Annotated in this window: 14 protein-coding genes and 5 pseudogenes; 7 read left to right on the top strand and 12 right to left on the bottom strand. The window is 68.2% G+C overall.

The features are described 5' to 3' along the window. Positions 1–7 precede the first annotated feature (7 nt). Positions 8–931, bottom strand: a complete 924-nt coding sequence (locus N0A20_RS18335; protein WP_312846567.1) for an aspartyl/asparaginyl beta-hydroxylase domain-containing protein — start codon at positions 929–931, stop codon at positions 8–10. Here N0A20_RS18335 and N0A20_RS18330 point away from each other — a divergent pair. Continuing rightward, the gene (locus N0A20_RS18330) at positions 930–1,241 is read left to right on the top strand and encodes a hypothetical protein (RefSeq protein WP_260581727.1); all 312 of its coding nucleotides are present in this window, start codon (positions 930–932) and stop codon (positions 1,239–1,241) included. The genes N0A20_RS18335 and N0A20_RS18330 overlap by 2 nt on opposite strands. After that, positions 1,238–2,278: a hypothetical protein gene (locus N0A20_RS18325; protein WP_260581726.1), complete on the top strand. Its 1,041-nt coding sequence runs from the start codon at positions 1,238–1,240 to the stop codon at positions 2,276–2,278. Before N0A20_RS18330 ends, N0A20_RS18325 begins: the two co-directional genes overlap by 4 nt. Positions 2,279–2,629: 351 nt before the next feature. Here the strand turns inward: N0A20_RS18325 and N0A20_RS18320 are convergent. The 4 genes and pseudogenes from N0A20_RS18320 to xseA all read right to left on the bottom strand — a co-directional run bounded on the left by N0A20_RS18320 (position 2,630) and on the right by xseA (position 8,663). Further along, positions 2,630–5,768 (bottom strand): annotated as a pseudogene (locus tag N0A20_RS18320) (TonB-dependent receptor domain-containing protein). A gap of 255 nt (positions 5,769–6,023) precedes the next feature. Further along, a complete protein-coding gene (locus N0A20_RS18315; protein ID WP_260581725.1) occupies positions 6,024–6,812 on the bottom strand; it encodes a M23 family metallopeptidase in 789 nt (262 codons plus the stop codon). 153 nt (positions 6,813–6,965) lie between these two features. Further along, the gene (locus tag N0A20_RS18310) at positions 6,966–7,172 is read right to left on the bottom strand and encodes a DUF2093 domain-containing protein (protein WP_260581724.1); all 207 of its coding nucleotides are present in this window, start codon (positions 7,170–7,172) and stop codon (positions 6,966–6,968) included. Positions 7,173–7,247: 75 nt separating this feature from the next. Beyond that, the gene (gene xseA, locus N0A20_RS18305) at positions 7,248–8,663 is read right to left on the bottom strand and encodes an exodeoxyribonuclease VII large subunit (RefSeq protein WP_260581723.1); all 1,416 of its coding nucleotides are present in this window, start codon (positions 8,661–8,663) and stop codon (positions 7,248–7,250) included. Here xseA and purD point away from each other — a divergent pair. The 3 genes from purD (at position 8,662) to N0A20_RS18290 (ending at position 11,734) form a co-directional block, all read left to right on the top strand. Further along, on the top strand, positions 8,662–9,939 hold the full coding sequence (purD, locus tag N0A20_RS18300) for a phosphoribosylamine--glycine ligase (protein WP_260581722.1): 1,278 nt from the start codon (positions 8,662–8,664) through the stop codon (positions 9,937–9,939). The two genes, xseA and purD, sit on opposite strands and share 2 nt — an antisense overlap. 133 nt (positions 9,940–10,072) lie before the next feature. Next, the gene (locus N0A20_RS18295; protein ID WP_260581721.1) at positions 10,073–10,720 is read left to right on the top strand and encodes a hypothetical protein; all 648 of its coding nucleotides are present in this window, start codon (positions 10,073–10,075) and stop codon (positions 10,718–10,720) included. Between the two features lie 597 nt (positions 10,721–11,317). Next, complete coding sequence (locus N0A20_RS18290; RefSeq protein WP_260581720.1) at positions 11,318–11,734, top strand: hypothetical protein; 417 nt, start codon at positions 11,318–11,320, stop codon at positions 11,732–11,734. A 69-nt stretch (positions 11,735–11,803) separates the two neighbouring features. On the opposite strand, the pseudogene N0A20_RS18285 reads toward N0A20_RS18290, so the two are convergent. Continuing rightward, positions 11,804–13,127 (bottom strand): annotated as a pseudogene (locus N0A20_RS18285) (hemolysin family protein). A gap of 212 nt (positions 13,128–13,339) precedes the next feature. Here N0A20_RS18285 and N0A20_RS18280 point away from each other — a divergent pair. Continuing rightward, on the top strand, positions 13,340–14,029 hold the full coding sequence (locus N0A20_RS18280) for an OmpA family protein (RefSeq protein WP_260581719.1): 690 nt from the start codon (positions 13,340–13,342) through the stop codon (positions 14,027–14,029). A gap of 65 nt (positions 14,030–14,094) precedes the next feature. Here N0A20_RS18280 and N0A20_RS18275 read toward each other — a convergent pair whose 3' ends face one another. From N0A20_RS18275 to N0A20_RS18255, 5 genes and pseudogenes are all read right to left on the bottom strand, one after another. Beyond that, positions 14,095–14,721 carry a MarC family protein gene (locus N0A20_RS18275; protein WP_260583951.1) on the bottom strand — a complete coding sequence of 209 codons (627 nt, stop codon included), beginning with the start codon at positions 14,719–14,721 and terminating at the stop codon, positions 14,095–14,097. 668 nt (positions 14,722–15,389) lie between these two features. Then, positions 15,390–16,299 (bottom strand): annotated as a pseudogene (folD, locus tag N0A20_RS18270) (bifunctional methylenetetrahydrofolate dehydrogenase/methenyltetrahydrofolate cyclohydrolase FolD). Continuing rightward, the gene (locus tag N0A20_RS18265; protein ID WP_260581718.1) at positions 16,296–16,604 is read right to left on the bottom strand and encodes a YggT family protein; all 309 of its coding nucleotides are present in this window, start codon (positions 16,602–16,604) and stop codon (positions 16,296–16,298) included. The pseudogene folD and the gene N0A20_RS18265 overlap by 4 nt, the downstream one beginning before the upstream one ends. 49 nt (positions 16,605–16,653) lie before the next feature. Continuing rightward, positions 16,654–17,551: pseudogene (gene argB, locus N0A20_RS18260) on the bottom strand (acetylglutamate kinase). Next, positions 17,548–18,208 (bottom strand): annotated as a pseudogene (locus N0A20_RS18255) (queuosine precursor transporter). Before N0A20_RS18255 ends, argB begins: the two co-directional pseudogenes overlap by 4 nt. A 128-nt stretch (positions 18,209–18,336) precedes the next feature. On the opposite strand from N0A20_RS18255, the gene N0A20_RS18250 reads away from it, so the two are divergent. Continuing rightward, the gene (locus N0A20_RS18250; protein WP_260581717.1) at positions 18,337–19,776 is read left to right on the top strand and encodes a NupC/NupG family nucleoside CNT transporter; all 1,440 of its coding nucleotides are present in this window, start codon (positions 18,337–18,339) and stop codon (positions 19,774–19,776) included. Here the strand turns inward: N0A20_RS18250 and N0A20_RS20315 are convergent. Continuing rightward, the gene (locus N0A20_RS20315; RefSeq protein ID WP_312846566.1) at positions 19,763–19,951 is read right to left on the bottom strand and encodes a hypothetical protein; all 189 of its coding nucleotides are present in this window, start codon (positions 19,949–19,951) and stop codon (positions 19,763–19,765) included. The two genes, N0A20_RS18250 and N0A20_RS20315, sit on opposite strands and share 14 nt — an antisense overlap. Positions 19,952–20,006: the final 55 nt, after the last annotated feature.

The following is a 20,006-nucleotide window of genomic DNA, read 5'->3' as shown; positions in this document are numbered from 1 at the left end:
CGGCGAGTCAGCGCGGAATCGCGAATCCGGTGGCGTCGGCGGCGGCGAAATAGCGCGTCAGCAACTGCTGTTCGCGCGGGCTGAGATGCGGGTTCCAGACGTCGAAAATCAGCACCGCGCGCAGCTCGCCGCTGTCGTTCCACGCCTCATGCTCGATCGTGTCGTCGAAGGCGAAGGCCTTGCCCTCCTCCCACATCCGCGTCTCGCCCCCGACGCGAAAGCCGCAGCCCGGCGGCACGATCAGCGGCAGGTGGACGATCGCGCGCGTGTTGGTCACCCCGGTGTGCGGCGGAATGCGGGTATGCGGGCGCAGCAGCGAGAAAAAGGCGCTCGGCGCGCGGCCGGGGATATGCGCGCCGGGAACCTCCGCGAGCGCCGCCGCGGTCGCGGGGCAGCAATCGAGCACCGCCTGGTTCGGCTCGCCATATTCCCACAGGAAACAGGCGCCCCAGTCGAGCTTGTTGTCGAGCGGCGTCCAGATCGTATCGGGCGAGCCGGCTTCCATCCGCACATAGGGGCGCAGCGCCTCGCCCGGATCGTCGAGCAGCGCCGTCAGTTCGGCGCGGATCGCATCGGTCCGGGCCTCGATCTTCGCCATCCACGGGAAATGGTGGCGGTCGAAAAACTCGTCGGCGGGCAGGAAGGGATAGTAGCTGCCGGCGCACTCGTTCCGATAGATGGCGCGGCGGCCGAGCGCGCTGGCGACAAAGGCTTCGCCGCGCCGGACTTCGGTTTCCGACATCGACCCGCGCATCGGCGTCAGCGCAGCCGTCGCGGCGTCGAACAATGTATCGGTGGCGCCGGCGACAAAGGCCCGGCCCTGCGCCAGCAGGGGTGCCAGCGGCAGCCGGCACCGGATCGAGCTGGCCGCCGAGCGCGGTGGCGGCGCTCCACGCGCCGAGCGCGGCGCCGAGTTCGCCGCGCGCCTCATGCCGTTCGGCCTTGCGGATCCACGCCATCAGGTCGCGCCGGTCGATCGCGAGCGCCGCGTCGAGCGCGGCAAGTTCGGCCAGATCGTCGCCAAGCGCCCGCCAGGCCGAGGCGAGATTGCGCTGAAGCGCCCCCGAATGCGGATCGGCGGCGATCGCGGCAGCGAAATGACCGGCGGCCGCGGCGGCATCGCCGCTCGCGAGCGCGGCCAGACCGGCGCGGTTGGCCTCGACAGCGGGGACGGGCGGAGAGGTGGTGGCCATGGGCCGTGCTTGCCATCGGCCGGGGCAATCGGCAAGGTCGTTCGATGACCGGCCCCGCGACCGTCCCCGATAGCACCCCCGGCGCGGCGATCGTCCGCGACGCCGAATGGCTCGCGCACCGGTACGATCCCGATCACGACGCCTTCCATTTCCGCCGCGTGGCGCGGGCCGAACGCGCGGCCATCCCCTTTCTGACCGACGAGCATCTGGGCGGGCCGGGCGAGCCCGTGGTCCTTCGCCGCGCCGATTGCGCGCCGGTCCAATCGGGCGGAGCGCCGCTGCATTTCCTCTTCCATTCGGCCTATTGCGCCTCGACGATGCTGGCGCAGGCCCTCGACCAGCCGGGCGTCGCGACCAGCCTCTCGGAGCCGGTGCTGCTCAACGACATGGTCGGCTGGCGGCGGCGCGGTGCCGACCCGCGCGCGCATGGGCGTGTCATGAATGACGCGCTGGCGCTGCTCGGCCGCGGTTTCGAGGCCAGCGAGGCGGTGGTGGTCAAGCCGTCCAATATCTTCAACCCGCTCGCGCGCGGCGCGCTGCTACTGCGCCCCGACGCGCGCGCGCTGCTGCTCTATGCGCCGCTCCGCGACTTTCTGCTGTCGGTCGCGCGCAAGGGATTGTGGTGCTGGCTCTGGTGCCGCGAACTGCTCGAACACTATCTCGCCGACGGGTTCGTCGGGCTGGGGTTCGAGGCGCGCGACTATTTTCGCCAGTCGGACCTGCAGGTCGCCGCGGTCGGCTGGCTGGCGCAACAGCAGGCCTTCGCCACGCTGACCGCCTGGGCGCCAGGCCGCATCGCGACGCTCGACAGCGAGACGCTGACCGCCGATCCGGCGGCGGCGGTCATGGCGACGATGCGGCATTTCGGCCTGGCGGTCGAGGCCGGCGGCGTCGCCGCGCACCCGGCGCTGACCCGCAACAGCAAATCGGGCGCCGCCTTCATGCCCGGCGAACGGCAGCGCGATCTCGCCGCCGCGCAGGCCGCCTATGGCGAAGAGATCGACCAGGTCGTCGGCTGGGCCGAGGCGGTGGCGGACCAGGCGGCCATCCCGCTGACGCTGCCGCGCGCGCTGACCATCGGGTAAGGTCTGTGCCGGGTCATCGTATTATAGTCATATCCTCCGCGCATTCGATGGCCGACCGGTATGGGCGAAACGCGACACCTATGGCATCGTCACCCCGGACTTGAGCGGCGATTATGCCTTTCCGACAAGTAAGTGTTCCCCGGCGAAGGCCGGGGCCCAGAGCGTCACAGCGCAACGTCGGCTTTCTGTCGCTCTGGACCCCGGCCTTCGCCGGGGAACGGGTTATGGCCCACAGTCCGCTCCCCACCCCGATCCAGACCCACCGCCCGCGTTTGCAAAGCATATAATCGCCAAAAGAAAAAGGGGCGGACATTGCTGTCCGCCCCCCATTTCTTGCGTCGATGCAGCCGATCAGAAGCGCAGCTTCGCCGACACCGCATAACGGCGACCAATCGCGTCGTAGGTCGACGGGAAGGTGTTGCCGCTGTTGTAGGTGGTCGAACCGATCGAGTTGCCGACGATCGGCGGCTTCTGGTCGAGCAGGTTCTGCACGGTCGCGGTGAAGACCAGATTCTCGCTGACGTTGAAACGGGTCGTCAGGTCGAAATAATGCTTCGCCTTGATCTTGCGGAACTGCGGGTCAACGACGCAGCCGTCGGGATCGGCACCCGTCGGATCGGCGCAACCACCGTCGATCGCGGCGTCAATGTCGTCCTGCAGCTGCTGCGGTTCGAACTGAACCCCATCGACCCAGCGCCACAGCAGCGACACGTCGACGGCATCGAAGCCGAACGTGAAGCGGTTCGAGAACTGGAACTCGGGCTGGATCGAACCCGTGAACGAGCAGTTCACGCTGTAGTAGCCGACGCATTCGCGGTTCAGGTCGAGCCGGATCGGCCGCATTCGCCTTGAACTTCGAGCTGTGCGTCCAGTTGCCGACGAACGACCAGTCGAGGCTCGCGAAGCCCAGATCGGTGTTCCAGTTCATCAGCAGGTCGACGCCGTCGGTGAACAGCCGGCCCTGGTTGTTCGTGGTGCCGAACAGACCGCCGGTCGTCGCCGGGTCGCCGTCGAGGCCGCCGGTGATCGGGTTGCGGCGGATCGAGGTACAGGCCGGATCGGTCGCGCTCGACCCATCGAGCCCGTCGAAACAGGCCGCGATGATGTCACCCGGCAGCGGAGTGCCGAGAACGTCGTTGATCTTGATGTTGTAATAGTCGAGCGACAGGTTGAAGCGCGGCAGGAATTCGGGCTGCCACACGACGCCGAGCGTCCAGGTGTCGGCCTTTTCCGGCTGCAGGTTCAGGTTGCCGCCAACGGTGATGTTGGCCTGGGCCGCCGTCGGGTTGAGGATCGAACCGATCGTGCCGGCCGGAGCGCCCTGCGCGATACAGACCGCGCGGAGGTTGGCGTTGCCGACCGGAGCGGCACCGGCGCAGGGGTCGATGCCGAGGTTGGTCAGGCCGACCGTCTGCGGCGTGAACAGCTCGCCGATGTTCGGTGCGCGCACCGCGCGGCTGTAGTTGCCGCGGAACTTGACGCCCGCACCCGGTTCCCAGCTGCCGTCGGCTTTCCAGGTCCAGGTGTCGTAACCGCCACCGCCACGGATGCTGTAGTCCGAATAGCGGATACCGGCTTCGATGGTCAGGCTCTCGAAGAAGGGCTTGTCCTCGATCAGCGGCGCGACGAGTTCGCCATAGGCTTCGTAGACGTCATACTGGCCGTCGATGTCCGGAGCCGCACCGCCGGCACCGCCGAGCTCGCCCGGCGTCTTGGCGAGAAGGTCCGACGCCTGCTGCGCACGATATTTGCGATATTCGCCGCCGATCGCGAAGCCGATCGGCTGCACCGCGCCCGGCGAGGTGAAGCCGAGGTCGCCCGACACGATGCCGCGAACCTGCGCGAGCGAGGTGCGGTTCACCGACGTGCTGTTTTCCTGGAGGTAATTGGCCATTTCGGGCGTGATCGAGCCTTCGGGACCAAAGATGTTGACGGGGACGCAATCGGGATTGCCGCTGATGCAGGTCACGCCGTCATTCGACAGCGACGCTTCGCGGAAGCGCGACTGCAGCGTGTAGCCCTTGATCGTCTGGATATTTTCCGATTCGCCATAGGCGCCCTCGATGTTCCAGTCGATCGAGTCGGTGATGCCGCCGCGGGCGCCGACACGATAGTCGAAGAAGGTCGTCTGATAGTCGCTGATGCGCGGTCCGACTTCCGGAGTACGGCGCGACAGGGCGGTGGTGACCGTGCGATAGTTCGGGTCGCTCGGGCCGGTCGCGGTTGCGGCCGCGGCGCATTCTGCCGGAGTGTAGAGCGGCGTATAGGCCGTCTGACCCGAAATGGGGTCGCCGTTGGCATCGACGCCGTTGACGAGCGGCGCATTGTTCAGCGCACAGAACTGGTTGCGCAGCGCCGCGGGCAGGAAGGGGTTGTTGAGGTTGATCGTCACCGTCCCGCCGAACGAACCCGAGGCCGCGATGATCGTCGACACGGTCTGCTTCGAGAACATGCCGCGCGCATAGACCTCGACCGCGTCGGACACTTCATAATTGGCCTGGCCATAGATGTTGAAGCGCTCGAACGGCGTCTGGAAGATGTTCGCCGGGTTGAAGTTGAAGGTCGAGAAGGGCGTCAGCGCCGCGCCGGTGACGGGATCGATCTGGCGCACGCCGCCGTTGGCCGCGCCGCCGGGACGCAGTTCGAGGATCGGATTGCCGTCGGCGTCGGTACCCGTCTGGATATATTGCGCGATGGTGTTGGGCGCGCCGCCGGTCAGCGGACGGGTGCCCGAGAAGCGCGACGGAACCGCGGTGCCCGAACCGAGGAAGGTGTTCGAATAGCTGTCGAGCGTGTTGTCCGAGAAGGGACGCGCGCCCTGATAGATGGCGTCGGCCTGCTGATAGCCGATGCTCAGCACGGCGTTGCCGCGGCCGTCGTCGAAGTTGGCGCCGATCGTGGCATCGACGCGGAAGACGTTGCCGTCGCCCTGTTCGCTGATCTGTTCCGAAGCGGTGGCCTCGAAACCGGCGAAATCGCGCTTGGTGATGAAGTTGACGACGCCGGTGATCGCGTCGGCGCCATAGGTGGTCACCGCCGCGCCGGTCAGCGCGTCGACGCGCTCGATCAGCGCGAGCGGGATGTTGTTGAGGTCGACGCGGCCGTTGACGTCCGACGGCGCGACGCGGTTGCCGTTCAGCAGGACGATGTTGCGGGTCGAGCCGAGACCGCGAAGGTCGACGTAGGAAGCGCCGCCATTGCCGTTGTTCACGGCCGAACCGATGTTGGCGACGACACCCGGCAGTTCGCGCAGAACTTCCTCGGCGGTGTTCGACTGCTTCAGCTCGATCGTGTCGGCGGTGGTCACGTTGACCGGCGTCGACTGTTCGAGGTTCGGGTTGCGGATCAGCGTACCGGTGACGACGATTTCGGATTCGGTCGTCGTACCTTCCTCTGCGTCCTGCGCGAAGGCAGGGGCCGAAACGAGCGCAACGCTCAGCACCAGCGGCGCGGCGCCCAGTTTCAGCTTCGAATATTGGGTTTTCTTCACAGTGCAGTCCCTTGCTACTGGATGGATAAGATACCCGGACCCCGTTGAGCAGGCGAACGCCAGCGCACAGATGCCCCGATAGCGTGCGGGATGATCCTTCCTTCCTGTGGAGTAAAGGGAATTTCCGGGGCTTCCAGCGGTTTCACCGGCCATTGTGACGTATTTGCAACAACCGCGAGACGGCATGAAATTCCATGACGCGCTGCAACATCGCTACGATATAAAGTTTCGCCGGTTACGATTTCGCCCCGCGCCTCAGCGCCCCATCGGCCCTGCCAGCTTGGCGGGGTCGAGCCGGGCATCGCGCCACTTCATGCCCCAATGCATATGCGGCCCGGTCGCCCGTCCGGTCTGCCCCACCGTCCCCAGCACCTGCCCCTGGACGACGCGGTCGCCGGCCTTCACGTCGAGCCGCTGGCAATGGAGAAAGGCGCTGTTCAGACCCATGCCATGGTCGACGATCAGCAGATTGCCTTCGAGCGTGAACGGCGCCGATGCCGCAAGCACGACGACGCCGTCGGCGGGCGCGACGAAGGGCGTGCCCGCCGGAACCGCGATATCGGCGCCGCTGTGATAGCTGCCCGGCTTGCCCTGGTAGACGCGCTGCGACCCGAAGAAGCCCGACCGCCGCCCGGTCACCGGCCAGATGAAGCTCTGGCGCCAGCCGTCCGAAACATGGTCGGTCCGGCGCGCCTCGGCGATCTGCGCGAGCTCGGCGGGCCGCCGCCGTTCGAAGTCGGCATCGCTCGCGGCGCTGCCGCGATAGGGCGCGTTGACATGTTCGATCCGCCAGCTGCCCGGCGCGACCGCCAGCACGCGCTCGACCTTTTCCCCATTGGCAAAGCGCGCGACGAGCCGCGCTTCGGGGCCGGCGTCGCGGTCGAAGGCGATCAGGAACCAGCCGTCGGCGGTCAATGCCACCGGCTGGCCGTCGAGGGTCAGGCCGGCGGCGCCGCTCGGCGCCTGCCCGACCATCGCCGCGCCCTGTTCGGCAAGCCCGCGCAGCGTGAAGTCGCGGCGCAGCGGGGCGATCGGGCCGACCACGATCGGCCGGGGCGGGGTGACCGGCTCGGCCTTGGGCGGCGGAGGCGGGGGAGGCGCCGCCGCTTCGCTGGCCGGGGCCGCGCGGCACGCAGCTCGCCGCGACGAGCAGCAGCGGCAGCGCCGCGCCGTAACGCATCGCTCGCCTCGCCCGCGTCATGCCCGCTGGTCGAGCGCCGCCTGCACCGAAATCGCCGCCGTCGCATAGGGCTCCTGCCGCGCAACCGACCAGTAGCGCAGCTCGTCGAGCCCGATCGGCACCCCGGTCACCGCGCACAGCACATGGTCGCCGGGCGACAGGATGCGAAAGCCGTTCGGCCCGTAGTGGAGGCGGGCGAGGCGGTTGCGGCTGGCGATCAACATGGCGGACTGTCCGGAAAATTGGCTTTGAACGACGGGTATAGCAGCATCGCGGGCTCGGCGACACCCCCGGCGGCGTCAGAAAAGCTCGCCCTGTCCCCGTTTGGCCTCGGGCGGCGGCGGCTTGCGCGCCGGTCTGGGCGGCGGCATGCCCGTCCCCTCCACCGCGACCGGCACCTCGCCGTCGGCGAATAGCAGCCGCAGATGCCCGGCGCCGCGCGCCGTGCCGGCGCTGGTCACGATCGCGCCGCCCGCGTCGCGGACCATCGCATAGCCGCGCGACAGCAGCGCGCGCGGGTCGAGGCTGTCGAGCAAGCGCCCCAGCCCTTCGAGCCGCGCCCGGTCGCGGTCCCAGCGCCGCGCCAGCAGCGCCGGGCGCAGCGCGGCGCCCCGCGTCGCGAGCCGTTCGGCGGTCATCGCCAGCCGCTGCCGCTGGCTGCGGTCCAGCCGGTCGCCCGCATCGTCGAGCCGCTGGCGCTGCGGCGCATAGAGCCCCTCGCGCTTCGGCAGATGCCGTGCCAGCGCCGCCAGCCTTTCGCCCGCCAGCACCTGGTGCCGGTTCGCCGCCGCGATCATCCGCCCGGCGCGCTGGAGCAGCAGTTCCTGCAGCTCGGCGCGGACCGGCACCGCGATTTCGGCGGCGGCGGTCGGGGTCGGCGCGCGGCGGTCGGCGGCATAATCGGCGAGCGTCGTGTCGGTCTCGTGTCCGACCGCGCTGATCGTCGGGATGCGGCAATCGGCGATCGCGCGCACGACGACCTCCTCGTTGAACGCCCACAGATCCTCGATCGACCCGCCGCCGCGCGCGACGATGACGAGGTCGGGGCGCGGCACCGGCCCGCCGGGCGCGAGCGCGTCGAAACCCCGGACCGCGTTCGCGACCTGCGCCGCCGCGCCCTCGCCCTGCACCAGCACCGGCCAGACGATCACATGCATCGGGAAACGGTCGGCAAGCCGGTGGAGAATGTCGCGAATCACCGCGCCGGTCGGCGAGGTGACGACGCCGATCACGCGCGGCAGGCGCGGCAGGTCCTGCTTGCGCTCCTGGTCGAACAGCCCCTCGGCGCCGAGCCGGGCCTTGAGCTTCTCGAACAGCAGCATCAGGGCGCCCTCGCCCGCCACCTCGAGCGTGTCGACGACGAGCTGATATTTCGACCGCCCCGGATAGGTGGTGAGCTTGCCGGTCGCGATCACCTCGATCCCGTCCTCGGGCCGGAACGCGAGGCGCGCCGCCTGTCCCTTCCACATCACCATGTCGATCAGCGCATTATCGTCCTTGAGCGCCGCATAGAAATGCCCCGACGCCGCGCGCTTCGCCCCCGACAGCTCGCCGCGCACGCGGACGCGCGAAAAACCGTCCTCGACCGTCCGCTTGATCGCCGCCGACAATTGGCTGACCGACAGCGGCGGTACATTGTCGCCGGGCGCCGCCTCGGCTAACAGCCGCGCCGCGGGGTCGGTTTCGGACGCCGGATCGGGAAAAGGAACGGTCATGAATATCCTGCTGGTCGGCTCGGGCGGCCGCGAACATGCGCTCAGCTGGCAACTGGCACAATCGCCGTCGTGCGCCAAGCTCTATGCCGCGCCGGGCGGCCCCGGGATCGAGGCCTATGCCGAATGCGTGGGCGTTGGCGTCGACGATCTCGACGGGCTTGTCGCCTTCTGCGCCGCGCACGGCATCGACTTCGTCGTCGTCGGCCCCGAAGCGCCGCTCGTCGCGGGCCTCGCCGACCGGCTGCGCGCGCGCGGCATCGCGGCCTTCGGTCCCGGCGCGGCGGCGGCGCGGCTCGAAGGCAGCAAGGGTTTCACCAAGGACCTGTGCGCCCGCGCGGCGATTCCCACCGCCGCCTACGCCCGCTGCACCTCCGCCGAGGAAGCGCATGCGGTGCTCGAAGGCTTCGAGATCCCCGTCGTGATCAAGGCCGACGGCCTCGCCGCGGGCAAGGGCGTGATCATCGCGGAGACCGCCGGCGAAGCAGCGGCGGCGGTCGACGATATGTTCGACGGTGCCTTCGGCGGCGCGGGCGCCGAGGTGGTGATCGAGGAATTTATGACCGGCGAGGAAGCGAGCTTCTTCGCCCTCTCCGACGGCACGAACGTCATGGCCTTCGGCAGCGCGCAGGACCACAAGCGCGTCGGCGACGGCGACACCGGCCCGAATACCGGCGGCATGGGCGCCTACAGCCCGGCGCCGGTGCTCACCCCCGGCCTCGAAGCGCAGGTCATGGACCGCATCATCCGCCCGACCGTCGCGACGCTCGCCGCCGAGGGCACGCCCTATGTCGGGGTGCTGTTCGCCGGGCTGATGCTGACGAGCGAAGGGCCGAAGCTGATCGAATATAATTGCCGCTTCGGCGATCCCGAATGCCAGGTGCTGATGATGCGCTTCACCGGCGACCTTGCCGCGCTGCTCCATGCCGCGGCGACCGGCGCGCTGGCGAACGCGACCCCGCCCGCCTTCACCACCGACTATGCGCTGACCGTGGTGATGGCCGCGAACGGCTATCCGGCCGCCCCCGAAAAGGGCGGTGCGATCCGCGGCATCGCCGATGCCGAGAGCGGCGGCGTGCGCGTCTTCCACGCCGGCACCGCGCGCGACGGCGGCGCGATCGTCGCCGCGGGCGGGCGGGTGCTCAACGTCACCGCGACCGGCCGCAGCGTCACCGAGGCCCAGGCGCGCGCCTATGCCGCGGTCGACCGGATCGACTTCCCGACCGGCTTCTGCCGCCGCGACATCGGCTGGCGCGAAGTCGCGCGCGAGGCGCGCTAGGGGGCTGGCGCGAGGTCGCGCTAGGCCGAACAGGTCTCTTTTGTCGTCAGGCTGGACGGCCATCGGGACAGCCGATATCTGAACCTTTCCGTGTCCCCGCGAAGGCGGGAGCCATCAGATATGGGAGACTATCATGGCGTGGCTTCAGGAAAATTACGTCATCGCGGTCGTCGGGCTCGTCGTCGCGATCGTCCTGCTGTGGTTCCTGTTCGGCCGCAAGAAGGCCGGGGACGTTGCGCCGACGGCCGCACCGCCCGCCGAACCGCGCAAACCGCTCGAAGCGGCGAAGCCGGAGATCGTCGCGGCCGAACCGGCGCGCTTCAAGCCAAAGGAAGCGGCCCCCGCGCCGGTCGCCGCGCCGCCCCCTCCCTCGGCGCCCGAGCCCGTTGCAGCGCCGGCGCCGATACCGGAGGCACAAGCAGAGCCTGCTGCGGCACCCGAAGAACCCGCCGCGCCGCCGCCCGCCGCCGAAGCGGCGCCCCCTCCCGCCCCTGAACCGGCTCCGGCTCCGGCTCCGGCTCCCGAGGCAAAGACCGACAATCTGCAACTGATCAAGGGACTCGGCCCCAAACTCGCGGGCCTGCTCAACGGCCTCGGCGTCACCAGCTTCCGGCAGATCGCCGGCTGGACCGACGCCGACATCGCAGCGATCGACCCGCAACTCGGCGCCTTCCAGGGCCGCATCGCGCGCGACAATTTCGTCGACCAAGCGGGCTATCTGGCACGCGGCGACAAGGCCGGCTTCGAAGCGAAATATGGCGCGCTCGGTGGCGAACTTTAGGGCGGGTTTGGGAGGTAAGCGGACATATCAATCTGTTCCCCGGCGAAAGCCGGGGTCCAGAGTTTACAACGAAACGTCGGCTCTACGCCGCTATGGGCCCCGGCCTTCGCCGGGGAACACCATCCCCCGTCACGTCGCGCTCATGCTCCGCAACGTCGGCGAAATAGATTTCACGCAAAGGCGCAAAGGCACAAAGAAGAGGCCTGCGACCGCAAGGTCGCCTTTCCATCATTGCAGCATCATGCCGCAGCGTCGAAGGAGCAGGCGCCTTCGCAGCTATCGCAACATCTTCGCGCCTTTGCGTGAAACAAAATAGCCAAGCCTATCGGCACCGCCCCGGCGGAACGTCAGCAAGCGACCGGTTGCGGTCATAGGGATCCTCCCCGGAACGGGGAGGGGGACCACCAAAGGTGGTGGAGGGGTACCATCGGTCGAACGCGGCGTATGCGGGCCTGTACCCCTCCACCATGCTTCGCATGGTCCCCCTCCCCCTGCGGGGGAGGATCGGCAAGGTCCGCTTCCCGCCCCAAAGCCGTCCTTCCTCCGCCTCCGAAAAACTCCTTTCCTAAATTACTTCGCTATGTTCCAAACTGGCAGATGGAACATCCCGACTCGCCTGCCCTGTTGCTTGCCGACAGCTGCCTCGCCTTCGCCCCCGTGCCGCAACAGCGCCATCGCGCCGACGGCTGGACGCCCGAAACCCAAGCCAATTTCATCCGCGCGCTCGAGGCGATGGGTTCGGTGGGCAAGGCCGCGCGCGCCGTCGGCATGGGCCGCGCTTCGGCCTATCGCCTGCGCGAGCGGCCCGACGCCGCCAGCTTCGCCGCCGCGTGGGACCGCGCGATATCGATGGGCCGCACGCACCAGTTCAGTATCGCGATGGACCGTGCGCTCAACGGCGTCACCACCGTCCGTGTCCTGAAGGGCGGCGCGATCGACGTCAGTGGCGGCCCCGACATGGCGGTCGTCCATGCCGCGCTCCGCGACGAAGTCGTGCCGCCCCTCCGCCGTTAAAGCGACAAAGGAGACAATATGGCGGCGTGCATCCGTATCTTTTGTCGCTTTAAGCCAGGCAGGAGAAGGTCAATCGGCCGCGTCGGCCTTCGGCTTGACGATCTCGCTGACCAGCAATTTGTCGATCTTGCGCCCGTCCATGTCGACGATCTCGAAGCGCCAGCCATGGTCGGTGAAGCGCTCGCCCTCCTTCGGCAGATGCTTCAATATCGCGAGCGCGTGGTAGAGCGGCGGTCGCATAGTCGCGGTCCTCGCCCAGCTCGATCCCCAGCCGTTCGGCCATCTGGTCGGCGGGCATCGAACCCGCGATCAGCAGGCTGCCGTCGTCGCGTTCGACCACGAAGGGTTCGCTGCCGATGTCCTGGTCCGAGGCAAATTCGCCGGCGATCGCCGACAACAGGTCGGCGGGGGTCACCAGCCCTTCGAAATGCCCATATTCGTCGTGGACGAGCAGCATCGGCACCTCGGCGGCGCGCAGATTTTCGAGCGCGTCCATCGCGTCGATCTGGTCGTGGATGACCTTGGCCGATCGCGTCAGCAATTCGAGGTCGAGCGTCTCGCCGCGGAACAGCGCCCCCGCGATGTCGCGCGCCTGCACCACGCCGACGATATCGTCGACCGAGCCGCGCGCCACCGGCAGCCGGGTATGCGGGCTTTCGAGCAATTTCGCGCGCACCGCGTCGGCGTCCGACGCGATGTCGATCCAGTCGACCTCGATGCGCGGCGTCATCACCTCGCGCACCGGGCGATCGGCGAGGCGCACGACGCCCGAGATGATCGCGCGCTCGCTCTCCTCGATCACCCCCGATTTCGACGCCTCGGCGACGATCAGATGCAGTTCCTCGGCGGTCACCCGGTCTTCGGATTCGCGGCTGAGGCCGAGCAGGCGGAAGACGAGTCCCGAGCTGTTGTTGAGCAGCCAGACGAGCGGCGCGGCGACGCGCGACAGCCACAGCATCGGCACCGCCATGACGATGGCGATGCGTTCGGGCGCGCGCAGCGCGAACTGCTTGGGCACCAGCTCGCCCGCGATCAGCGAAAAATAGGTGGTCAGCGCGATGACGACGGCGAAGGCGACGGTCAGCGCCGTCTCATCGTCGAAACCGAAGACCGGCTGCAGCCGTTCGGCCACCGGCTGGCCCAGGCTGGCGCCCGAATAGGCGCCGGTGAGCACCCCGATCAGGGTGATGCCGACCTGCACCGTCGACAGGAAGCGGCCGGGGTCGGCGGCAAGCTGGCGCGCGATCCGGGCGCCGCGGCTGCCGCGCTTTTCGGCCGCCTGCAGCCGCGGGTCGCGCGCCGAGACGATGGCCAGTTCGGACATGGCGAAAACGCCGTTGAGAAGGACGAGGATCGCGATGATCACGACGTCGCCCCAGGGAAAAGGGGTCATCGGGCGGTCATGCGGCGCCTATGCGCCCGGCCCCTGTCAGCTTCGGTCATGCCCGTCCTATAGGCGAAAGCGGCCGCCGGGCACAATGGCATCGCGGACCGCGCGCTCAGCGGGCGTTCAGGCGAGGGATGGAACCACCCGTGCGGCCGGATGTTATCGGCACACGACATGCGCGGCCGGGACCAGCCGGCCGAAAGACAAGGGAGCGCACCATGAAGATTCAGACCATCAAGCTCACTGCCCTCGCCAGCCTCGTCGCCGTGGGCCTGTCCGCCTGCGTCACCGACCCCGAAACCGGCGAGCGCCGGATTTCCAAGGCCGCGATCGGCGGCGTCGGCGGCGCGCTCGGCGGCTATCTGCTCGGCGACCTGATCGGCGGCCGGAACAGCCGCACCGAGGAAATCGTCGGCGCGGGCATCGGCGCGGTCGCCGGCGCGGGCGTGGGTTACTATATGGACCAGCAGGAAAAGAAATTGCGCGAGCGCACTGCGGGCACCGGCATCGACGTCGAGCGCCAGGGCGACCAGCTGGTGCTCAACATGCCCGGCGACGTGACCTTCGATTACAACAGCGCGCTGGTGAAGGCGCAGTTCCGCGGCGCGCTCGACAGCGTCGCCTCGACGCTGGCCGAATATCCCAGCACCTATATCGACGTCTATGGTCACACCGATTCGACCGGCAGCGACAGCTATAACCAGGGCCTGTCCGAACGCCGCGCCGCGTCGGTTGCCGACTATCTCGCGGGCCGCGGCATCCAGCGCGCGCGCATGGCGACGCTGGGTTATGGCGAATCGCAGCTGAAATGCGCGCCCGAACGCAGCGAGGCCGACTATCAGTGCAACCGCCGCGTCGAGATCCGCATCGCGCCGGTGACGCAGAACGACGTCAACGCCGCGCGCTGACACGCAATTCCAGTGGATGGAAGGAGGGCGTCGCCGTCAGGCGGCGCCCTTTTTCGTCCCTGGCCTCAGCCGAGGTTGAAGCTGGCCTTGACCCCGTCGATCACGAATTGCGCCGCGAGCGCTGCGAGCAGGACGCCGAGCAGGCGGGTGATCACCGCCTCGCCCTTGTTGCCGACCAGCCGCATCAGCGGCCCCGCCGCGAGCAAGGCGGCCAGCGTCAGCAGCAGCACGACCAGCAGCGCGCCGAAGATGACGAAGGCGCGGTCGAGCCCGCTGTTCTGCGACACCAGCAGCATCACCGAAGCGATCGAGCCCGGCCCCGCGAGCATCGGCATCGCCATCGGGAAGACCGAAACATCCTCGACCTCCGGCGTCGCCTTGACCTTCTCCGCCCGCTGCTCGCGCCGCTCGGTGCGTTTTTCGAACACCATGTCGATCGCGATGATGAACAGCATCAGCCCGCCGGCGATACGGAAACTGTCGAGGTCGATGTGAAGGAAGCTGAGCAAGGCCTCGCCGAACATCGCGAAGAAGACCAGGATGCCGCCCGCGATCAAGGTCGCGCGGATCGCCATCGACCGGCGCTGCGCCACGCTCGCGCCGGCCGTCAGGCTGGCATAGATCGGCGCGCAGCCCGGCGGGTCGATCACCACGAACAGCGTGACGAAGGCCGAGATGAAGAGGTCGATCACGGCCGTTGCGGCGCCGCGACCCGGTCGTCGATCACCGGCTGCATCGCGGTCCCGTCCCACAGGCGGACGGTCACCCGCCGCGCGCCGCCGGGCTGGACGGCCGAGGTCCAGCTCAAGGTCTGGTCGGGCGACAGGCCCACCGCACGATCCTCGCCCTCTTCGCCGGCTGTCCACCGCGACGCCGGGCCGCGAGCCGCATTTCGCCTGTTTCGACTCGATGAAATCGGGGGCTTCGCGCGGCGTCGCCAGCGCGTCGCCATGATCGAGGACCCAGGCCATCTTGCCCTTCCTGGGATCGCGCAGCCAGACGGTCGTGAAATAACCGTGCGCCGGCCCCTTCTGCCACGCGCCCGTCGTCACCCCGACATTGCCGTCGCAGCTGACATAGACGGCATGGGCTTGCCACTTCACCGCCTCTGCCGGATCCTTCTGCGACTTGAGCCAGTCGCGCGCCTTCACCCGCTGCGGCACGAACATCACCGCCTCGGGCGCCGCGGTTTCGCGGAAGGCCGTCCATTGCCCCTTTTCCTGCGCCAGCCGGGCAAAGGCGATTTCGGCGGCGATAAAGCCGCTGGGATTGGCGGCGAGCGGCCGGTCGCGCTCGCGTGCCGACACCGCGCCACTCGCGACGACCGCCAGCGCAGCGGCGGCTATCAGCGTCCGGCGCATCAGAAACCCTCCGGATCGGCAAGGCCCGCGCGGCGATGGGCGGCGACGAGCGTGTTGCGCAGCAGGCAGGCGATGGTCATCGGCCCGACCCCGCCCGGCACCGGCGTGATCGCCGAGGCTAGCGGCAGCACCGAGGCATAATCGACGTCGCCGACGAGCCGCCCCCTGGTCTCGCCCTCGGCGGGCGCGAGCCGGTTGATCCCGACGTCGATGACGACCGCGCCGGGCTTGATCCAGTCGCCCTTGACCATTTCGGCGCGCCCGACCGCGGCGACGACGATATCGGCGCGGCGCACGGCATCGGCGAGGTTCCGCGTCCGGCTGTGCGCCATGGTGACGGTGCAGTTCGCGCCGAGCAGCAGCGCCGCCATCGGCTTGCCGACGAGGATCGAGCGCCCGACGACGATCGCATCCTTGCCCGACAGGTCGCCGAGCCGGTCCTGCAGCAGCAGCAGGCAGCCATAGGGGGTGCAGGGCACCATGCCCGGAATGCCCAAGGCGAGCCGCCCGGCGCTGACCGGGGTCAGGCCATCGACATCCTTGTCGGGATCGATCGTCGCGACCGCGGCCTGTTCGTCGAGATGACGGGGCAGCGGGAGCTGGAGCAAGATGCCGTCGACGGCCTCGTCGGCATTGAGCGTCGCCAGCAGCGCCTCGACCTCGGCCTGCGTCGCGGTCGCGGGCAAGCGGTGCTCGAAGCTCGCCATGCCGGCTGGCGACCGTCGCCTTGCCCTTCGACCCGACGTAGACGGCGCTCGCCGGATCGTCGCCGACCAGCACCACCGCGAGGCCGGGCACGCGGCCCGTCGCGGCGGCAAAGGCCGGGACCGCATCGGCGATCCGGGCACGCAGGCCGGCAGCAAAAGCCTTGCCGTCGATCACCCGGTCCCGGTCGAGGGTAGCCGTCATATCAGGCCCGCGTTTCGACCGACGGCATAGAGATAGTCCAGCACCGGCCCGCGGATGATGATGAGCAGGATCAGCACGACCATCGGCGTCAGGTCGATGCCGCCGAAATCGGGCATGATCCGCCGGATCGGGCGATAGAGCGGCTCGGTGATGCGTTCGAGCACCAGCCACAATTGCCGCACGAATTCATTGTGGGTGTTGATGACGTTGAAGGCGAGCAGCCACGACATCACCGCCTGCACGATGATGATCCACCACAGGATGTTGAGGAGGATCGACAGGATCTGAAGGATCATCAAATACATGAAAAGCTCCGGCCGGAAGGTCGAGGGCGTGTGGGAACGGACCCCCAATCTAGCGATGAATGAGCGTGCCCGCACCCCTTGCGGTGAAAATTTCGAGCAGCATCGCGTGCGGGACGCGCCCGTCGAGGATGACCGCCGCCTCGACCCCGGAATCGACCGCCGCGATGCAGGTATCGACCTTGGGAATCATGCCGCCGGTGATCGTCGCGTCGGCCTTGAGCGCGTCGATCGCGGTGCGGTCGAGGTCGGTCAGCAGGTCGCCGCGCTTGTCGAGCACGCCGGCGACGTCGGTGAGCAGGAAGAAACGTTTCGCCCCCAGCGCCCCGGCGATCGCCCCCGCCATCGTGTCGGCGTTGATATTGTAGGTCGCGCCATCGGCGCCGAGCGCGACCGGCGCGACAATCGGGATGAAATTGTCTTTCGTCAGATTCTGGAGGATCGTCGGGTCGACCGCGACGGGTTCGCCGACGAAGCCCAGGTCGACGTGGCGCTCGATCCCCGAATTGGGGTCGGGTTCGCTGCGGCCGACCTTCTCGGCGAGCACCAGATTGGCGTCCTTGCCCGAAATGCCGACCGCGCGGCCGCCGAGCGCAGCGAGCCAGCCGACGATTTCCTTGTTGATCTTGCCCGCCAGCACCATCTCGGCGACCTCGGCGGTCGCGGCGTCGGTGACGCGGAGGCCGCCGACGAAGGTCGATTCGATGCCGAGCTGTTTCAGCATCGCACCGATCTGCGGCCCGCCGCCGTGGACGACGACCGGGTTGATCCCGACCGCCTTCAGCAGCACGACATCCTCGGCGAAATCGCGCTGCGCCTCAGGGTCGCCCATGGCGTGGCCGCCATATTTGATGACGAAGGTCTGGCTAGGCGTAACGCTGCAGATAGGGCAGCGCCTCGACGAGCGTTTCGGCCTTGGCGAGCATCGCGGGGTCGGGGGCGTGGTTCATGCGGCGGCACTCGCCTCGCCGGTGCCGTCGAGGCGGCGGCCGATCGCGACCACCGCCATCACCAGCAGCGGCACCATCACCGCCGACAGCACGACCTTGGCCAGCATCTGGCCCAGCATCAGGTCGGCGATCGGGCGCACGCCATAGAAGCTGATCGTGATGAAGATCAGCGTGTCGACGATCTGGCTGAGCGCCGCGGCGATGAAACCGCGGATCGGGAGCAGCTGGCCGTTGTTCGCGGTCATCCGCGAAAAGATCCAGACGTTGAGGCTGACCGACACGCCATAGGCGAGAATGCCCGCCGCCATCATCCGCCAGCCCTGTCCGACGATGATCGGGAAGGCTTCCTTGGCTGAGCTCGTACATGCCCTCGTCGGTCGGCAGCTGCAGGACGAAGACGGTCAGGATGATCGCGATGACGAGCGGGATGAAACCAAGGCGCACCAGCTTGTCGGCGACAACGCGGCCATGGAGTTCCGCGATGGCGCTGGATATGGCGATCAGCGTCAGGAAAGGGAAAATCCCCGCTTCGACGGCCAGCGGCCCGAGCGCGACCTGTTTCGCACCCAGAAAGCCGCCGAGCGGAACCATGCCGCCGTACAGGATCGCGAAGAGAAACAGGGAAGGGGCGATAGCGCGCGAAGAGGATTGTTCCATCGGCGCGCGATAGTCGGTTTTGCCGGTGCTGGAAAGTCCGAGAAACGCGCCGCGCCGCGCGCCCCTTGCCCCACCGCCAAAGCCCGCTAGACAGGGCGCAAGAAACTTGCGGGGGACGCACGCATATTATGGAAAGCCTGATCGGTCTGCTCGGCATCGTCGCATTGCTTGCGATCGCCCTGCTGTTTTCGTCGAACCGCCGCTGGATCCGCCCGCGTGTCGTCGTGCCCGCCTTCCTGCTCCAGGCCGGTTTTGCGCTGCTGGTGATCGGCACGCCGTGGGGCCGCGCGGTCATCCAGGCGATGTCGAACGGCGTGTCGAACCTGCTCGGCTATGCGTCGAAGGGGACCGAATTCCTGTTTGGCGACCTCGCCAGAAATGTCTGCCTGATCGGCGTGCCCGATGAGGGCGTCAGGCCGATCACGGCGGAAAGCGTCGCGGCGGCGGCGAGTTTCGAATGCACCAACACCGCGCACGCTTTCGCCATCGCCGCCCTGCCCGTGATCATCTTCTTCGCCTCGCTGATCTCGGTGCTCTATTATCTGGGCGTCATGCAGCAGATCATCAAATGGGTCGGCGGCGCGATTCAGAAGGTCACCGGCATCACCAAGGTCGAGAGCCTGGGCGCCGCGGCGAACATCTTCGTCGGGCAAAGCGAAAGCCCGCTCGTCATTCGCCCCTATCTGGCGGGACTGACCCCGTCGCAGCTCTTCACGGTGATGACGGTCGGTATGGCGGGCGTCGCAGGGACCATCCTCGGCGCCTATGCCAGCATGATCGGCGAACAATTGCTGCCCTATCTGCTCGCCGCGAGCTTCATGTCGGCGCCCGGCGGCATCCTGATGGCCAAGATCATGATGCCCGACGATCCCAAGGATATCGGCATCGAGCCGATCGTGATGCCCGAAGCGAGCCATGACGAGGAAAAGCCCGCCAACATCATCATGGCGGCGGCGCAGGGGGCGCAGACCGGCGTCAAGCTGGCCGTCGCCGTCGGCGCGATGGTGCTCGCCTTCGTCGCGCTCGTCGCGCTGGCCAACGGCATATTGGCCGGGGTCGGCGGCTGGTTCGGTTACGACCACCTGTCGTTCCAGGCGATCATCGGCGCGGTCTTTCGCCCGTTGATGTGGCTGATGGGCGTGCCGTGGGACGAAAGCGCGCTGGTCGGCGGGCTGTTCGGCAGCAAGATCGTGCTCAACGAATTCGTCGCCTTCATCGACCTCGGCAAGGTGCAGGGCGACATGTCGCTAGCGGCGGTCGCCATCGCCACCTTTGCGCTGTGCGGGTTCGCCAATTTCAGCTCGATCGCGATTCAGATGGCGGTGACCGGCAGCCTGGCGCCGAACCAGCGCCCGATGATCGCCAAGCTGGGGCTGAAGGCGCTGCTCGCGGGCAGCCTGTCGAACCTGATGTCGGCGGCGCTCGCCGGGCTGATCCTCAGCGTCACGCCGCCGCTGACCACCCCCAAGCCCGCAGCGCCGGCGCCCGCCGCAGAAGCCCCCAAGGCCCCGGCGGGCGAAGCCGCCCCCGCTGCCGAAACCGCCGCTGCCGCGCCTAAAGCGCCATAAGCGCGAAGGCGGCGCGGACCTCGGCGGCGAACAGCTCGGGCTGTTCCCACGCCGCGAAATGGCCGCCGCGCGGCAGTTCGTTCCAATAGACGATGTTCTTGTACCGGCCCGCGGCCCAGCGCCGCGACAGGCGCATGATCTCGAGCGGGAAGAGGCTGCATCCCGCCGGCGACATGGATTTCGCCGAAGGCGAATTGCGCAAAGCTGTGCCAATAGAGCCGCGCCGACGA

This window comes from Sphingopyxis sp. PET50 (genome assembly GCF_025244705.1).
In the GTDB taxonomy this organism is placed as follows: domain Bacteria; phylum Pseudomonadota; class Alphaproteobacteria; order Sphingomonadales; family Sphingomonadaceae; genus Sphingopyxis.
This window is presented reverse-complemented; position numbering and strand designations above follow the sequence as displayed.

What these genes read in the sequence shown, in the direction of transcription:
- N0A20_RS18265 (WP_260581718.1), bottom strand. Translation starts at nt 16,604, where the DNA reads ATGTATTTGATGATCCTTCAGATCCTGTCGATCCTCCTCAACATCCTG.
- N0A20_RS18310 (WP_260581724.1), bottom strand. Translation starts at nt 7,172, where the DNA reads ATGTTGATCGCCAGCCGCAACCGCCTCGCCCGCCTCCACTACGGGCCG.
- xseA (WP_260581723.1), bottom strand. Translation starts at nt 8,663, where the DNA reads ATGACCGTTCCTTTTCCCGATCCGGCGTCCGAAACCGACCCCGCGGCG.
- N0A20_RS18250 (WP_260581717.1), top strand. Translation starts at nt 18,337, where the DNA reads ATGGAAAGCCTGATCGGTCTGCTCGGCATCGTCGCATTGCTTGCGATC.
- N0A20_RS18325 (WP_260581726.1), top strand. Translation starts at nt 1,238, where the DNA reads ATGACCGGCCCCGCGACCGTCCCCGATAGCACCCCCGGCGCGGCGATC.
- N0A20_RS18335 (WP_312846567.1), bottom strand. Translation starts at nt 931, where the DNA reads ATGAGGCGCGCGGCGAACTCGGCGCCGCGCTCGGCGCGTGGAGCGCCG.
- N0A20_RS18280 (WP_260581719.1), top strand. Translation starts at nt 13,340, where the DNA reads ATGAAGATTCAGACCATCAAGCTCACTGCCCTCGCCAGCCTCGTCGCC.
- N0A20_RS18330 (WP_260581727.1), top strand. Translation starts at nt 930, where the DNA reads ATGCCGTTCGGCCTTGCGGATCCACGCCATCAGGTCGCGCCGGTCGAT.
- N0A20_RS18295 (WP_260581721.1), top strand. Translation starts at nt 10,073, where the DNA reads ATGGCGTGGCTTCAGGAAAATTACGTCATCGCGGTCGTCGGGCTCGTC.
- N0A20_RS20315 (WP_312846566.1), bottom strand. Translation starts at nt 19,951, where the DNA reads ATGTCGCCGGCGGGATGCAGCCTCTTCCCGCTCGAGATCATGCGCCTG.
- N0A20_RS18290 (WP_260581720.1), top strand. Translation starts at nt 11,318, where the DNA reads ATGGAACATCCCGACTCGCCTGCCCTGTTGCTTGCCGACAGCTGCCTC.
- purD (WP_260581722.1), top strand. Translation starts at nt 8,662, where the DNA reads ATGAATATCCTGCTGGTCGGCTCGGGCGGCCGCGAACATGCGCTCAGC.